9 protein-coding genes and 1 pseudogene are annotated in these 15,897 nt (G+C 63.3%); 3 read left to right on the top strand and 7 right to left on the bottom strand.

Annotated elements, in window-relative coordinates:
* Positions 1-23 precede the first annotated feature (23 nt).
* Positions 24-2,495, bottom strand: a complete 2,472-nt coding sequence (locus Q7C30_RS07155; RefSeq protein WP_317871106.1) for a UvrD-helicase domain-containing protein — start codon at positions 2,493-2,495, stop codon at positions 24-26.
* Between the two features lie 219 nt (positions 2,496-2,714).
* Here Q7C30_RS07155 and Q7C30_RS07150 point away from each other — a divergent pair, with 219 nt between their 5' ends.
* Positions 2,715-3,413 (top strand): pirin family protein, encoded by a 699-nt coding sequence (locus Q7C30_RS07150; protein WP_039578042.1) that lies wholly within the window; start codon positions 2,715-2,717, stop codon positions 3,411-3,413.
* Between the two features lie 81 nt (positions 3,414-3,494).
* Here the strand turns inward: Q7C30_RS07150 and pgm are convergent, their stop codons facing one another.
* The 6 genes from pgm to Q7C30_RS07120 form a co-directional block, all read right to left on the bottom strand.
* Positions 3,495-5,132 (bottom strand): phosphoglucomutase (alpha-D-glucose-1,6-bisphosphate-dependent), encoded by a 1,638-nt coding sequence (pgm, locus tag Q7C30_RS07145; protein WP_317871105.1) that lies wholly within the window; start codon positions 5,130-5,132, stop codon positions 3,495-3,497.
* Positions 5,133-5,216: 84 nt separating this feature from the next.
* Positions 5,217-7,475 carry an ATP-dependent DNA helicase gene (locus Q7C30_RS07140; protein WP_317871104.1) on the bottom strand — a complete coding sequence of 753 codons (2,259 nt, stop codon included), beginning with the start codon at positions 7,473-7,475 and terminating at the stop codon, positions 5,217-5,219.
* Positions 7,472-9,124: a VRR-NUC domain-containing protein gene (locus Q7C30_RS07135; protein ID WP_317871103.1), complete on the bottom strand. Its 1,653-nt coding sequence runs from the start codon at positions 9,122-9,124 to the stop codon at positions 7,472-7,474. The genes Q7C30_RS07140 and Q7C30_RS07135 overlap by 4 nt, the downstream gene beginning before the upstream one ends.
* Positions 9,125-9,205: 81 nt before the next feature.
* Positions 9,206-10,552, bottom strand: coding sequence for an aminotransferase class I/II-fold pyridoxal phosphate-dependent enzyme (locus tag Q7C30_RS07130; protein WP_317871102.1), 1,347 nt, complete (start codon positions 10,550-10,552; stop codon positions 9,206-9,208).
* Positions 10,552-11,904: a hypothetical protein gene (locus tag Q7C30_RS07125; protein ID WP_317871101.1), complete on the bottom strand. Its 1,353-nt coding sequence runs from the start codon at positions 11,902-11,904 to the stop codon at positions 10,552-10,554. Before Q7C30_RS07125 ends, Q7C30_RS07130 begins: the two co-directional genes overlap by 1 nt.
* 553 nt (positions 11,905-12,457) lie before the next feature.
* Positions 12,458-13,483: a zinc-dependent alcohol dehydrogenase family protein gene (locus tag Q7C30_RS07120; RefSeq protein WP_317871100.1), complete on the bottom strand. Its 1,026-nt coding sequence runs from the start codon at positions 13,481-13,483 to the stop codon at positions 12,458-12,460.
* Positions 13,484-13,669: 186 nt separating this feature from the next.
* On the opposite strand from Q7C30_RS07120, the gene Q7C30_RS07115 reads away from it, so the two are divergent.
* Both Q7C30_RS07115 and Q7C30_RS07110 read left to right on the top strand, forming a co-directional pair.
* Positions 13,670-14,584 carry a LysR family transcriptional regulator gene (locus Q7C30_RS07115; protein ID WP_039578058.1) on the top strand — a complete coding sequence of 305 codons (915 nt, stop codon included), beginning with the start codon at positions 13,670-13,672 and terminating at the stop codon, positions 14,582-14,584.
* A 153-nt stretch (positions 14,585-14,737) separates the two neighbouring features.
* Positions 14,738-15,757: pseudogene (locus tag Q7C30_RS07110) on the top strand (integrase arm-type DNA-binding domain-containing protein); the annotation flags it as partial.
* Positions 15,758-15,897: the final 140 nt, after the last annotated feature.

Raw genomic sequence — 15,897 nt, 5'->3', positions numbered from 1 at the left:
ACCAGCGCCTGGCCTCGACCGGCTCATCCGCGCAGATCGTCGAAACATGGCAGCCGGGCATCGACCCTGCGCGCAGCGCTAGGCAGCGTCCTGGCCTCGCCATCCGGCCGCTCCACGTACCAATAGCAGTGCCTGATCGCCCTGGTCACGCCGACGTAGGCCAGGCGCTGCACTTCGTCTTTCTGCGCGGTGTCGTAGCCTTGTGCATCGCCATCGCGAGCCAAGCCTGCCAGACGGTACAGCTGGTTCTTGTGGGGTGAGCGAGTGAGGTACTGGCAATCGCCAAGCATGAAGACGGTATCGGCTTGCAGCCCCTTGGCACTGTGATAGGTCAGCAGGCGGATTCGCCGGCGGTCATTCGGCAGTTCAGACTCTACTTTAAGTAATTGCTCGATACTCTTTAGAATCAATGATTTATCTGATGATTTTCGAAACAGGATGAGGATGCTTTCACCTTGTTCGTAATGCTCGACCACGGTGCGCGCCATGGCCTCGTCGTCGCGCTCGAATACCTTCACAGCCGACAGCGGCAGCTCGGCAGCGGCGCCGCTGGCCCTGGCTTTTTTGCCTCCGATCGCCGGCGCACCACGCACCAAGTGCTCGGCGGCGTCGATGATGTACTGCTGGCTGCGGTAATTCTCGACCATCAACACACGGGTGTTGGCAGGTGATGGAAAGGTCTGGGTGAAGCCGATGAAGTAGTCGGGCGAGCTGCCGCGCCAGCCATAGATCGACTGCCAGTCGTCGCCCACGCACAGCAAGGAAGAATGCGCCGCCGTACGCCCCGTAGTCAGACTCGGACCGCGCCGGCGGATTTCAGCCAGTGTGGCGCGCAGCCAACTGACGATCTGTGGCGAGACGTCCTGGAACTCGTCGAGCATCAGGTGAGCCATCGGACGCAGCAGCGTATCAGGCAGCAGTCGCAGATTCTGCGGGTTGAGCTCGCCGAACAGCGCGAACATGCGGTTGTAGGTCATGACCGGCGGCGACATGCCCAGCAGATGGTTTTCGAAGGCCTTCCAATACAGCGCCAACGCTTCGAAAAATGACGCATCGGCATCGCCTGACGGGAAGCTCAGGTCCGCTACCGCACGCCCTACATCGAGGCCCAGGTTTTCGATGAAACCGGCAGCGGAGACGAACGCGTCGAGCAAAGGGACCGATGCCAGCTCACCCTTGACCTTGAACTCGAACCCCGGCCCGGCGACGGCATCCCCGGCGAGGGTGCCGGCCAGGCGTTTGGCGCTGTCGTAGTTATCCAGCCAAATCAGGGGCTTGTCGCAAAAAGCTTGAAGCAATGTGCGCTTGACCGACCATTCTGCGCGCACCGAAAGCTTGGCGCCGGGTCGCTGATACTGAGCACTCTCGCCGGGGTCGAAGCCTAACACGACCCAGGTGTCCTGCCCTGCGAGGCGCCCATGCACGTGAAAGCGTTGCCCACGTATCTGCACAGTCTCACGGCACGGCTCGATGCCCTTGATGGGCCAGGCGCCGGCCGCGAACCACAGGTCTTCGATCACATCGCACAACTCTTCGTCCCGCTGCGCAGCCAATTGGGTGACCTGCACGCGCTTCTGCACATCCGGATGGTCCGGATCCAACGGTTTGAGCAGCAGCGCCTCGCGACGCAAGGAGGCCACCAGTTCAGCGAAGCGTGGGCTTTCAGCGAGCAGATCGCGGTAGCACAGGTTCATGGCCTGGCGCTGGGCGTCATTCAGGCGCAGGTCGAACGCGGTACTTTCTGCCAACGCCTCGCTGCCTGCCGGCAGGTCATTGCCCAGCGTCTCGAACGCCCGCAGTTGGGAAAAGCCCGGCAGGCTGCGCACCAGCGGCAGGATGCGTGAGTGGAAGGTGCGCACCAACTCGCGGGCAGTGGCCGGCGACATCTCGACGTGCCACAGCCCGAACACCTGCACCAGGCGCTTGATAAAGTCATTGCGCGACTCCCGGGTGAAGGTCACCACGGTCATGGCATCGAGTTCGAAGCCCAGGTAATGACGCAGCAGCAGGATGCGCAGCACCAGGGACGTGGACTTGCCCGCCCCCGCACCGGCCACCACGCAGGTGCTGGGCGTGTCGCTGAAGATCAGCTTCCACTGCGCCGCACTGGGCTGGGCGGTGGCCGGCAGGCGCTGGGCGACATCGGCCTTGAAGCGCTTTTTCAGGTCGGCGGTGAGCGGTAGACGCCAATCGTCGAACAGGTTGTTGTCCTGCCCCGGCACGGCAGGCGTGTCGTCGCGGCAGTCACGAATCACCAGCACCTGACGCCCGGCTTCATAGCCTTCGGCGCGCCCCCGCTCGTAGCCATCGCGCACACCGTCGGTGTGTCCGCTGCGCTGCCCAATGGCGTGACCCAGGAACCAGGAATCGCGATGCTGCGCCTGTAATCGGCTCAGTCCGCGACCCAGCAGGCGCGCAGCCAGGCGGCGTAGCCACGGCAACTGCGCGGGCGGGGTCAGGTCGGGCGGCGACGATGGCGGCTGCTCGTGGGACACGGTCACTCCAGGGCTAAACGAATCAGGCGAGCATGTTCCAACGATCCGCCGAAAAGTACCAGCTTCGGCTTGCAGATCAGGCAATTAGGCGATGAAACGTAGAAAGCACAATATATTGATTAATCAATCCAGCCGATCAATCTGAGTCGATATTTATGCTTAATTTCGATATGCAATCGGCGCATCATAGCTCCATCACGAATTAACGAGGACCTCACCATGCTGCAACTGCGCCCTTTCGAGAGCCTGGGCCACGCCAATCATGGCTGGCTCGACGCCCACCATCACTTTTCCTTCGCCGAGTACTACGACCCGCAGCGTATGAACTGGGGCAACCTGCGGGTATGGAACGACGACCTGATCGCGGCCGGCAGCGGATTCCCACCCCATCCTCATCGGGACATGGAAATCATCACCTATGTGCGTGAGGGGGCAATCAGTCACCAGGACAACTTGGGCAACAAGGGCCGTACCGAAGCCGGGGACGTTCAGGTGATGAGTGCCGGGACCGGCATCGTTCACGGCGAATACAACCTGGAGCCGGTCGACACGCGTATTTTCCAGATCTGGATCGTGCCGGAGAACGTCGGTGGAGCGCCGTCCTGGGGCACTCGTCCGTTTCCCAAGGGCGAGCGTGGCGAAGGCTTCGTCACCTTGGCCAGCGGCCGTGAGGAACCCGGCGATACCCTGCGCATCCGCGCCGATGCACGCTTGGTGGCGGCCACCCTGCACGCTGGCGAAAGTGCCGAGTACCGATTCGATGAGGGGCGCCGTGGCTACCTGGTGCCTGCCAAGGGTGTGGTCGAAGTCAATGGCGTGCGCGCCCATGCACGAGATGGCGTCGCCGTCGAAGATGAACGGGTCGTGCGGGTCACGGCCATCGAAGACAGCGAGATCGTGCTGGTGGATGTCGCCTGAGGTTCTGTCCCCCTGAATGCATGAATCCGAGGGCTGCCAGGCAGTCCTCGGATTCTTGTTGACGCTCATGCATCAGCGGCTTCAGCGGATCGCGGCATCCACCAAGACCTGCGCTTCCTGTACCAGTCGCTGCAGGTGCGCTTCGTCGATGAAGCTTTCGGCGTAGATCTTGTAGATGTCCTCGGTGCCCGATGGCCGTGCGGCGAACCAGCCATTGGCGGTCATCACCTTCAGACCACCGATGGCCTGACCGTTGCCAGGCGCGTGGCTGAGAATCTGCTCGATGGCTTCGCCTGCCAGCTCGGTGGACGTGACCTGCTCGGGCGCCAGCTTGCTCAGCAGCGCTTTTTGCCGGGCATCGGCCTTGGCCTCTACACGGGTGGCGTAGGGTTTGCCCAGGGTGGCGGTGAGGTCAGCGTAGGCCTGGCTCGGGTTGCGTCCGGTGCGGGCGGTCATCTCGGCCGCCAGCAGTGCTGGAATCAGGCCGTCCTTGTCGGTGGCCCAGACGCTGCCGTCCAGGCGCAGGAACGAGGCGCCGGCACTTTCTTCGCCGCCAAAGCCGAGCGTGCCTTCGAACAGGCCTTGGGCGAAGTACTTGAAGCCCACCGGCACTTCGTAGAGCTCACGGCCCAGTTGTGCGGTGACCCGGTCGATCATGCCGCTGCTCACCACGGTCTTGCCGACGGCTGCGTCCTGACGCCAGTGCGGGCGATGACGGAACAGATAGTCGATGGCCACGGCCAGGTAGTTGTTCGGCTGCAGCAGCCCGTCAGCAGTGACGATCCCATGGCGGTCGTGGTCCGGGTCGCAGGCGAACGCCACGTCGAAGCGCTCGCGCAAGCCGATCAGGCCTTGCATGGCGTGGGGCGAGGATGGGTCCATGCGGATCTGCCCGTCCCAGTCGACGCTCATGAAGCGGAAGGTGGGATCGACCTCGGTGTTGACCACTTCCAGATCCAGGCCATAGCGCTCGGCGATGGCCGACCAATAGCGCACGCCAGCGCCACCCAATGGGTCGACGCCCAGGCGCAGCTTGGCGTTGCGAATCACCTCGAAGTCGATGACGTTTTCCAGGTCGGCGACGTAGTTGCCAAGGTAGTCATGGCGCTCGGTGGTCGCGGCCTGCAACGCCTGGGCGTAGGACATGCGTTTGACCCCGGCCAGTTCGGCCGCCAGTAGCTCATTGGCCTTGGCCTCGATCCACTTGGTCACATCGCTGTCGGCCGGCCCGCCGTTGGGCGGGTTGTACTTGAAGCCGCCGCTCTGGGGCGGATTGTGCGACGGGGTGATGACGATACCGTCGGCCAGCCCCTGCTGGCGCCCGCGGTTGTAGCAGAGAATGGCGTGGGACACTGCGGGTGTCGGGGTGTATTCGTCATCTTTGGACAGCCGCACCTGCACGCCATTGGCCGCCAAGACTTCGAGCGCGCTGGCGGCAGCCGGGGCTGACAAGGCGTGGGTGTCGGCGCCGATGAACAGCGGGCCATCAATGCCTTTTTCCTGGCGATACAGACAGATCGCCTGGGTGATGGCCAACACATGGTGCTCGTTGAAGCTCAGCTCGAACGAAGTGCCACGGTGCCCCGAGGTGCCGAAGGCCACGCGCTGGGCGGCGATGGAGGCGTCCGGGCGACCGGTGTAGTAGGCCGTCAACAGGCGGGGAATATCGACCAGCACGCTGGCGGGAGCCGGCTTGCCTGCCAAAGGACTGAGCGTCATGCAAAACCTCGAGTTCTACGGATGTAGGTGTTGGAACGCGCAGTGTACTGGGAGTTGCACGGCGGCGCGATGGCCACACGCCGCTCACTCGGCGATCTGCCACCAGGCGGGAAACATCTGCTGCACGCGCGGTTCGCTGAAGCGCTCGTCGATCAGAAACAACACGCCGCGATCCTGCTCCCCCCGAATCACCCGACCGGCCGCCTGGATCACCTTGCGTACGCCCGGATACAGGTAGGTGTAATCGAAGCCGGCACCGAACTGACGTCCCAGGCGCGCCTTGAACTGTTCATTGACCGGATTGACCTGCGGTAAGCCCAAGGTGGCGACGAAGGCGCCGATCAGACGCGTACCGGGCAGGTCCACACCTTCACCGAACGCACCGCCGAGCACCGCGAAGCCGACACCCTGCCCCTGCTCGACGAAGCGCGCCAGGAAAGCTTCCCGCGCGGCCTCGTCCATACCCGGGGCCTGACACCATTGCGTCACCTCGGGGTGCCGCTCGGCGAACAGCGAAGCGACCTGCTGCAGATACTCGAAACTGCTGAAGAACGCCAGATAGTTGCCGGGTTGACGATGATATTGCCCGGCGATCAGCTCGACGATGGGGGCCAGGGAGCGCTGCCGTTGCTGGTAGCGGGTCGACACCTGGCTGACGATGTGCACCTGTAGCTGCTCGGCACGAAACGGCGCGGCGACCTCCAGCCAGCCGGTGTCGGCGGGCATGCCCAGTAGATCGGCATAGAACCGTCGCGGGCCGAGGGTAGCCGAGAACAGCGTGACGCTGCGCGCGGCGGCCATGCGCGGTGCGAGCAAGCGCGCAGGCACCACATTGCGCAGCGTCAGCGTCGCCAGCCGCCGGCGCCGGGGGCCGTTGCGCAGTTGAATGTCGAACAGGAAGTGTTCGTCGAACAGCTCCGCCACTCGGGTGAACTGCAGGAGCTGGAAATAGAACTGCAACACCTGCGGATCGACTTGGGCAGGCATCTGTTCCAGGTGCTCCTGGATCACCCCGGTACACTGCTGCAATGCCCTGATGAAGGCGTCGGGGACCGGCTCGCTGGCGTGATACGGGGCCTGTTGCTCTTTGTACAGGGCGTTCCATTGACGATTGAGGCGCTCCAGCACAGTGGTCAATCCGGCCGGTTTGCGCTGACGCAGCGCCATCAACTGACCCTGATCGAGACTGGCGCTGTACATGGCCCTACCGCGCTCGACCAGGTTGTGCGCTTCGTCCACCAGCACTGCCACGCGCCACTGGTTGAGCTGGGTCAGGCCGAACAGCAGCGCGTAGGCATCGAAGTAGTAGTTGTAGTCGGCAACCACCACGTCAACCCAACGCGCCATCTCCTGCCCCAGGTAGTAAGGACAGACCTCATGGGCCAGGGCCACCTCGCGCAGCGCGGCGCGATCGAGCAGCGGCACGTGCGACGCCGCCTCGCGCGCCGCCGGCAGACGATCGTAAAAGCCCTTGGCCAGTGGGCAGGACTCGCCGTGGCAAGCGCGGTCGGGATACTCGCAAGCTTTGTCCCGGGCAATCAGCTCCAGCGCTCGCAGCCCAGGTTGCGCGGTGGCGGCGCTGATCTGGCGCAGTGCATCGAGCGCCAAAGCCCGGCCCGGGGTCTTGGCCGTGAGGAAGAACAGTTTGTCCAGTTGCTGCGGGACCATGGCCTTGAGTAGCGGGAACAGCGTACCGAGTGTCTTGCCGATGCCGGTGCTGGCCTGGGCCATCAGACAGCGCCCGGTGGCGACCGCCTTGTACAGGGTTTCGGCCAACTGGCGCTGGCCCTGACGAAACTGCGGGTAAGGAAACGCCAGGCGCTGCAAGTCGCGGTTGCGTTCGGCCTGGCGCAGGCGCTGGGCCTGGGCCCAGCCAATGTAGCGCTGGCACAGCGTCTCGAAGAAACGCTGCAGATCGTCGGCCTGCAGCTGCTCGCTGAACAGCGTCTGGCGGTCGCTGTCGATGTCCAGGTAGACCAGGGTGACCTCCAGCTGCGCCAGCCCTCGCGACTGACACAACAGCCAGGCATAAACCCTGGCCTGGGCCCAATGCAGTTGGCGGTGGTTGTCCGGCTGGCGGGCCAAGTCGCCACGGTGGGTCTTGATCTCTTCCACGCGATTGCGCACCGGATCGTAGCCGTCGGCGCGTCCACGCACACGCAAACCTTGGTACTCGCTTTCGAGCGACACCTCCGACTGATAGCCGGGGTCGCGGCGTGCAACCACCTGTCGATGGCCTTCCATGCCTTGCTGGGCGGTGGGCGACGGGGTGAAACGCAGATCCAGATCGCCCACCTTGGCGGCGAACTCGCACAGTGCGCGGACGGCCACGCTCAGGCTCACGCCACCGCCTCGCACCAACGCACATGACACACCGCCACCGGCATGGCGTGCTCCCGACAGAACTCCAGCCAGCGCAACTGGTTGTCCTGCAGGCGATCGCCCGGCCCCTTGACCTCGATCATCTGGTAGCGCGCCTGTTCGGGCCAGAACTGGATCAGATCGGGCATGCCGGTGCGGTTGTTGCGAATGTCCTGCAACAGCCGCACGAAGCAGTGCTTCAGATGCTGCGCCGGCACACAGGCCAGCGCTTGCTCGATCAGGTTTTCATTCAGCGCGGCCCAGAACACGAAGGGCGACTGCAAGCCGTATTTGGCGGCGAAGCGGTCGCGGATGGTCTGGCGATAGCGACCGTCGTCGAGCTGAGCGAAGCAGGCCTCGAACAACGCGGCGCGGCGGGTCTGGAAGTCGTCGTCGTGAAGGTCCTGCGGCGCGGCTTGGTAAGGGTGGAAGAAGGCGCCGGGCAGCGGCGCGAAAATCGCCTCCCAGCACAGCAGGCCGAACAGGCTGTTGAACAGGGTGTTCTCCACATAGTGCACCTCGCCCCCGGACTGCTGCAGATGCGCACGCACGGCACGCTCGACGCCTTGCCCGGCACTGTCCAGAGGCAATTGCAGCTCGATCAGTTCCTGCATCGCCGAAGCCCTGCGCCGATGCGGTGGCCCGCCGAGCTTGCGGCTCAGGCGCGGCAACATGCGCGCCAGTGCCTGCACCTCCAGCGGGTTGGCCGGCGCCTGGGCCATGTGCAGAGCGAGCGCATGCGCCCTCTCCCACTGCTCGCTGCGCTCGAACACCCGCACCCGACGAATCCGCGCCTGCGGGTGGGCGAGCCCTTCATACACCGCAGCCGCCTGCGCCCAGTCACCCAGGCGCTCACAGCGCTGGCCGATGGCATACAGCAAGCGGGTGCGGCGCCGCGCCAGCCAGGGGTTATCACTGACCAGCCGACCCAACAGCAGCACCAGCGCCTCTGGCGCCTCGCCCTGCTCCAGTCGCTCGGCGCAGGCGTGCAGCGCCATGGCCAGATCGACATCGGCGCGCTGGCGCAGGGCGCGCGAATCGCGGCTGAAGCTGACCTGCTCGTAGCGCAGCAGCCCCAGATCGGCCAGCACGAATTCGGACCAGTCCTGATACAGGTTGCCGAAGAACAACAAGCGCAAACGGTCGCACAACGGTTGCAGGCGCCAGTGCAGGATGCGCACCGGCGCCTCGGCGTACCAGGCGTGCAACGGGCGCTCGACCAATTCCAGCGCTTGCAGCTCAGCCAAAAGTCGCGCTTTGGTGGCCTTGGGCTGGCTGAGGTGGCCGGCGAAGCAGCACGCGAGTTCGTCCTTGCGCAGCAGCGCGAACAACTGCTCCAACGTCAGCACCGGTTCTGCACAGACCCAGCCGAGGCTCAGCAACGGCGCCAGTGCCTGGGCGGTGTCGCCGATCTCGGCATAGTGAAGGCGATCATCGCGAAACAGCTCGCCCTTGCGCATCACCATGCGTACCAGCAGGGCCTGCGCGGGCTGGGGCAGGCCTGCAAACTGTACGAGAAACGCCTGATCTTCGGCGTCGAGCAGGTCGGCATAACGTTGCTCGACCCAGCGCAGCACTTGCCGGAAGTTGTGCAGGTAATAGAACGGGTCGTCGACGGAGTGGGCAATCACGGCGAAGGATCGGAAGCTGAACGGAGAAGCACTGGTTATACATACAGATCACGGATTCTGGCAAGCGCGCCGGATCGGCGGTCATCCCGCAACCGGCTGGTCGGCACCGTGGAGGTCTGACAAGGCTCGGGCCAGCTCCGCGAGCGCCTGACCCAGTGCCGCTGCATCGTCGCCCTCCCAGCTCAGCGCCAGGCACTGTCCAAACCGCCCCTGCACACTGAACCGAGTACCGGCAAGCACCCGAAGCGCCGGACTGTGCAGGCGGGCGCAGAGGCTATCGATGTCGATGGATCGATGCAAACGGCACCATAGCGTGTAGCCGCCCTGCGGCGCAGCATAGGCCAGCCAGTCACCGAGGTGGTGCTGATCCATCAGCTGGCAGAGTGTCGCCATGCGCCCTCGCAGCGTCGATCGTGCCTGCTCAAGCTGGCTGTCCAGATCCGATCGGCTCAGTACACGCGCCAAAGCCAACACACGTCGGGGTGGAAGCCGGAAGTTGCGCCGCGCTACGGCTTCGCGCACCTCAGGATGCGGGCTGAGCAGATAGGCAATGGGGGCTTCTGCGCCGACAATCGCCTCCAATGTGCCGTGCACCAACAGCCGGCGCGGGTCCACCCAATCGCGAAGGTGCGATGCCGGCGATCCTGCGAAACACTGTTCGCTGTCCTGATCGCTCTCCAGCAGCCAAACCCCATGAAGGCCCAGCAAGCGTGCCAACTCACGTTGTTCGTCAGGCGAAAGCCAGCGCCCGGGCGGGCTGGCGAGGCAGGCGGGCATCACTGCCAGGTGCACCTTTTCTGCCTCCAGCAGCCGCGCCAGTGCGTCGAAGTCCGGCACCTCAAGGGGCCACTCCACAATCCGCATGTCCAATTGCTCAAGCACCTGAACGTCTCGTGCGCAACAGGGCGTGGCCACCAGGATCGTGCTGCCCTGCAAATTCAAGGCGTGCAACGAGGTATAGAGCAATGCCGGTAAGTCGGGCGACAGACTGACGTCTTCGGCCCGCCAGTAACGGCTTGATGAATGCGTCAGCCGCGCGGCAATTGCGCGGCGCAGCACCGCCTGAGCGACCAGCTCCTCCTGCGCCTGACTACCCAGCCGCCGCTCGTGGGCCAACAGCAACGGTTCGAGCGTCGCACAGGGTGGCGGGGAACCGCTCAAAGGCAATGCCTGGTGCACTGTCTCGTTGGGCCCCAGGTGCGCTGGTCGAGCGTAGTAGCCCGACTTGGGCACCGTATGTACGCGACCCTCGGCCTCCAGCAGGCTGTAGGCGCACTGCACCGTAGCCAGCGAAACGCGCAGCCGTCGCGCCAGATCGCGCAACGAAGGCAGACGTTCATCCTCAGTCCCCCGCACTTGCGTGATCTGCGTCAGCAGATAGCGATAGACCGCCTGATAGGCAAACTCCCCACGTACCGAACGGCCCATCAGCAGGCAATCGGCGCGGTGACGCCTACGTGCAGCATCGGTGGTAGCACCAGGCGCAGACGCGCATCGCGGCGAGCCACTCGGTGCATCAGCCGCGCGGCCGTCGGCTCGATGCGTCCATTATAGATACCGCGCAGCTGAGCCAGGCTCAGCCCGCTGGTATCGAGCAACCACTGCACCACCGCTTCCGGGCACGGCTCGCCCTGAAGCGCCCGGTGCAGATACGGCAGCGCCACACGCATGGCCGGATGACAGCGCTGGACGAAGGCCGCCAATCCTTCGCCTCGCTCGGCGAAGGGGGCGAACAGCAGACAGGTGGACTGCACATCGTCAATGCCGAAGGCGCGCTGGAGCACGGCGTGCCCAGGCTCGCTTGCCAACCACGCGGTATCGCTGGCGCTTCCCAGCCAGTGGGTGCGCAAGCGTTGCAAGTGCGCCAGATAGGCAGGATCGGAGAACGCCGCCAGAGGTGCGGGGCTGGCAGATGATGCCGCGCCGAGGCCCAGCGCCTCGACCAGATGATCATCGTCGCGCCGCTCGTTGAGCAGGTCGTCGACGGCGATGATGCGCAACGCCAATTTGCCGTTACGTCCGTAAGGCACAGGATCCGGCCGCTGCAGCGGGGACGCTAGCGTACAGTGCATGCGCCCGAGCAACTCGCACAAGGCACCGGCACAGCGATGCAAGGCCGCGTCGCCACGCTCACCGCTGACACGCATGGCAGCACGACTCCAGGCCACAAAGCGCTGACGCTGTCGCAGGGGCACGGCAGTGATCACGGCGCTAGGTTGCGCCACGCGCTGCAATAGCGTGCGCACGGTATCGCCCAACTCTAAATGCAAGCGACTGCCCAGCACCGCCTCAGGCTGGCCTGCACACAAGTGGCCGAACACAAGCAAGGCGTCGCGGTCGGCTTGCTGCGACTCGGCTGTACACGAAGGGTCACGACTGAACGGCTGAACGTAGCCAGCACCTGCCAGCAGCAACTCGACCCGCGGATCGTCATGCAGAAACAGTGCGCCGAAGGTTCGTTCCAGGTGGTCGAGCAGCGTGTCGGTCAATGCCGGTCTGGCATTGACGACCACTTGCAGGCGAAAGGTCTCGGGGCCGCGCAAGGCAATACTCAGCTGCGCCGCCCGTAGAAACGCCAATAGGCTGACATTGCTGCGGTCGTATCCCAGCAACACCAACAGCCGGAAATCGCGCAGATACTCGACGCCGCCAGCCGACACCAGCAGCCGCTGAATCAACAACTGAACCGAGGCACGCTGGGCTTGGGTCATATGGTCGAGCAACCGCTCCAGCACTTGCTGATAGATGTAGTGCATTGCTTGATCATGGATACTGCTCATGTGTTCCACTCCATTCCTTGAGCGCAATAAAGCCTCGGGTCATCGAACTGCTGAATATGTTTGATTCAGCATTCCGGAGATTTCCTACAGCTAACTAGGAAAACTTGAAGCAGCTTCTCGCAACTATTTTGGGTTAGTGACGCGCCACAGCTTCAATCCCAGCGCTCACTAGCCGAAAACTGAAGCAACTGGGCACTCTGCAGGCGTTCAGCCTGGGTGTCACAGGGCCATTATCGAGGGTTGTACGCTGAATAACAGATACAGATGAACGTAAAAAAACCATTCAGATAGTCGTAATTCAAAGGAGACTATAGAGATTAAGCCCCTTGTTTTAAGGATATGAGCCGCCGCATGAGGTGCCGATAACATTGCATGCGTTTTAGATATCAGATACACACTAAATATTTGTAGGAAGTTTCAGTGCTTGACCAGCAAACGATCAGTCTATGTGCATCAATGCAAAAAGCCGCCCCTGTAACCCCGCGCCCGACAGGGCACATAGTGGGATTACAGGGGCGGCTGTCGGGGGCACCCAATCAGCGCATCGCTTCGATCAGGGGGCGGCCCCCAAGTCCAGCACGATTCGTCCGCCGCACGGGCAATCATCCATGAGGCGGTGCGCCTGCACGAAATCATCGAAGGGGAAGACCCTGATGATCTGTGGCGTCAGCAGTTTGTCGGCAGTGAACTGGTTGATATCGCGCAGCGCGCGCTGCATCGCCACCTGATCCTGAGCGATGCCCAGCTCAGGCTTGCCGGTGAAGTTGCCGATGCAGTGCACATGGAACTGGATGTTCTTCTGGAACGCCGCACACGCCGGGAAAGGCGTCTGGTTGCCGCCTTGCAGGCCATAAAGCACCAGGCTGCCACGCGGCGCAAGGACATCGCCGAGCAGTGACATCTGCGGACCGCCCATGCCGTCGAGCACCATATCCACGCCGCGGCCATCGGTGTACTTGCCGATCTGCATCAGCAAGTCCTGCTCTTCAGTGACGATCACCTTGTCAGCGCCCAAGCCCAGCAGATAGTCGCGCTGCTCGGGCTCCTTGGTGGCCGCGATCACCTTCAGGCCCAGGGCCTTGCCCAATTGCACGAAAGCCGGGCCTGCGCAGTGGCTGGCATCGGTCACCAGCGCCGACTGCCCGGCCTTGGCCCGTGCCAGGTCGACATAGGCGAAATAGGCGATCAGCAGCGGCGTGTAGTGCACGCTCGCTTCGATGGACGTCAAGTGTTCGGGGTAGCGGGTAATGGCCGTGCGCGGCAAAACGATGACATCGCCGTACACCGGATGCTCGTTCGGGCTGGTGGCCGGGAAGCTGGCGACGCGGTCGCCCACCGCGATGTCATCGACACCCTCGCCGACCTGGGTCACCACCCCGGCCATTTCATGACCGATACCGGCCGGCAGCCGCGCGTGGGACGGCGCCAGGTTCTGCCGCCAGAGCACGTCGTACCAACTCAGGCCAATGGCCTGGACGCGCACCTGGACTTCGCCGGCCGCCGGCGACGGCTCGAGCTGCTCTTCGCAGCGCAGCACATCGGCCGGGCCGAACTTGTGGAACCGGATCATGCGGGACATCGCATACCTCGCCTGTGTGAATCTCGTATTACCACGGACTTTATCGGGGCTTTGCCGGTTAGACCATCAGTGGCCATTAATAGTCGACATGCCTGCGATTGATCCGAGGCCGGTAAATCCGTGCAGGTTAACAGCCTTTGGCCGTACTATTCATCCCGACCCACCAGAGCAAGGCGACACGCACCGATGAATCGCAACGACCTGCGCCGAGTAGACCTCAACCTGCTGATCGTGTTCGAAACGCTGATGCACGAGCGCAGCGTGACCCGCGCCGCCGAGAAATTGTTTCTCGGCCAGCCGGCGATCAGTGCGGCGCTGTCACGCCTGCGCAACCTGTTCGACGACCCGCTGTTCGTGCGTACCGGCCGCAGCATGGAGCCCTCGGCCCGCGCCCAAGAGATCTTCGCCCTGCTCTCCCCCGCGCTGGACTCGATCTCCACCGCCGTCAGCCGCGCCGCCGAGTTCGACCCCGCCACCAGCACCTCGGTGTTTCGCATCGGCCTGTCCGACGACGCCGAATTCGCCCTGCTGCCGCAGTTGCTCAAGCGGATCCGCGCCGAAGCGCCGGGCATCGTCCTGGTGGTGCGCCGGGTCAACTACCTGCTGATGCCCACCCTGCTGGCCTCCGGCGAAATCTCGGTGGGCGTCAGCTACACCGCCGACCTGCCCGCCAACGCCAAGCGCAAGGTCCTGCGCCGCAGCAAGCCCAAGCTGCTGCGCGCCGACAGCGTACCCGGCGCCCTGACCCTGGACGACTTCTGCGCCCGCCCGCACGCATTGGTGTCGTTCGCCGGCGACCTGTCCGGCTTCATCGACGAAACCCTGGAAACCCTTGGCCGCAAGCGCCACGTGGTACTGGCCGTGCCCCAGTTCAATGGCCTGGGCACCCTGCTCGCGGGCACCGACATCATCGCCACCGTGCCTGACTACGCGGCAGAGACGCTCACGGCGGCGGGCGGACTGCGAGCCGAGGACATGCCGCTGGACGTGCAGACGTTCGAGTTGCACATGGCCTGGCGTGGCGCGCAGGACAACGATCCGGCGGAGCGGTGGTTGCGGTCGCGGATACAGATGTTCTTTGGGGACCCCGATAGTCTGTGACTGAGTTCCAATGACATCCACAAAATTCATTACAATCAGATAGTTAATGGTATTTAGAGTCCAAAGCCGCTCATCGAATTCCACTGGTTTCCAGTACTGATGGGGGCGTAATTGGGGGCAAATAGTGAAATTTAAAAAACGGTGCTCCCACCGATGTCTACAGAAAATCCCCCTCCGTTCAGACGCAAGCTCAGTGATGCCTTCATCCGCTCACTGACTGCCCCCGGCAAACACGCCGACGGTGAAGTCCCGGGCCTATACCTGGAAGTGAAGGCATCGAGCAAAATTGGCAAACCACCCTCCAAGTTTTGGCGCCTGAAGTACCGCCTACACGGCAAAGAAAACCGCTTCTCCATCGGCGCATATCCCGACATCGGCTTGAAAGAAGCGCGCGACATTGCTCGAGGCGCACGCAACGACGTGGCCAACAATGTCGCCCCACTCAAGGCCAAGACCGCAAAGATCGAGGCACAGCTTCTCAATGAGGTGCGCACGTTCGAGTTTGTTGCGGAACAATGGATGTCGTTCAAGTCTGCCGAACTGGTGCCTAAATCCATCGCCGGGTTTCGCGGAGCGCTGACCAACCACATATTGCCTGCGATCGGCAAAAAGCAGGTTAGCGAGATCAAGCTGGACCACATCACCGCGATCATCACCGAGTTGCGTCGCAAGCGCACCATGGCTATGGCTAGGCGCGTACGGACCATCATCCGTGCCATCTTGGGATTCGCTGAGGGGCGCGGCTGGGTAGAGCGAAACGTGGCGCTCAGCAATATCGAAGAATTGAAAATCCGCCACGTCGTCAACAGCAACCCAGCGATCGAAAGGCCGGCCGACCTGGGGAGGTTGCTGTTGCGCCTGGATGACTGCAGTGACAGCAGTGTGACAGCGGCGATGCGCTTGCTGGTCATGTTGCCGGTCCGCCCTGGCGAACTGGTACAGATGCGCTGGGAGGACGTGGATTTGGTCGGCGCTGATTGGCGCTACGTTGTCAGCAAGACCAAGCACTTGGACAAGAGCAAGCACATCGTGCCATTACCGGAGCAAGCGCTCGTGCTACTACGTCACCTCCACGGTAGCCGCGTGGTGGATGCAGAGGGCAAAGGCTGGGTCTTCATTTCACCCGTCTATCCAGGACGCCCCATCAACCCGACCTCCATGCTCAAGTCTTTTGTAACTGCTCCATGAACCCCACATTCAAAGCGCGAAGCTGATCCCCAATGCTGTGCTCCCGATCTCTTTCTGGAGCCAGCCCCGTCATGATGCGACCCGACGCCAAAGTCGAAAAAGTCTATCTCTACCCCAAGCCCGTC

This window comes from Pseudomonas sp. RAC1, assembly GCF_030658255.1.
GTDB classification, from domain to species: Bacteria; Pseudomonadota; Gammaproteobacteria; order Pseudomonadales; family Pseudomonadaceae; genus Aquipseudomonas; species Aquipseudomonas boreofloridensis.
Note: the sequence above shows the minus strand (reverse complement) of the source record. Positions and strands in the feature narration are given on the sequence as shown.

What these genes read in the sequence shown, in the direction of transcription:
- Q7C30_RS07150 (WP_039578042.1), top strand. Translation starts at nt 2,715, where the DNA reads ATGCTGCAACTGCGCCCTTTCGAGAGCCTGGGCCACGCCAATCATGGC.
- pgm (WP_317871105.1), bottom strand. Translation starts at nt 5,132, where the DNA reads ATGACGCTCAGTCCTTTGGCAGGCAAGCCGGCTCCCGCCAGCGTGCTG.
- Q7C30_RS07130 (WP_317871102.1), bottom strand. Translation starts at nt 10,552, where the DNA reads ATGGGCCGTTCGGTACGTGGGGAGTTTGCCTATCAGGCGGTCTATCGC.
- Q7C30_RS07125 (WP_317871101.1), bottom strand. Translation starts at nt 11,904, where the DNA reads ATGAGCAGTATCCATGATCAAGCAATGCACTACATCTATCAGCAAGTG.
- Q7C30_RS07120 (WP_317871100.1), bottom strand. Translation starts at nt 13,483, where the DNA reads ATGTCCCGCATGATCCGGTTCCACAAGTTCGGCCCGGCCGATGTGCTG.
- Q7C30_RS07115 (WP_039578058.1), top strand. Translation starts at nt 13,670, where the DNA reads ATGAATCGCAACGACCTGCGCCGAGTAGACCTCAACCTGCTGATCGTG.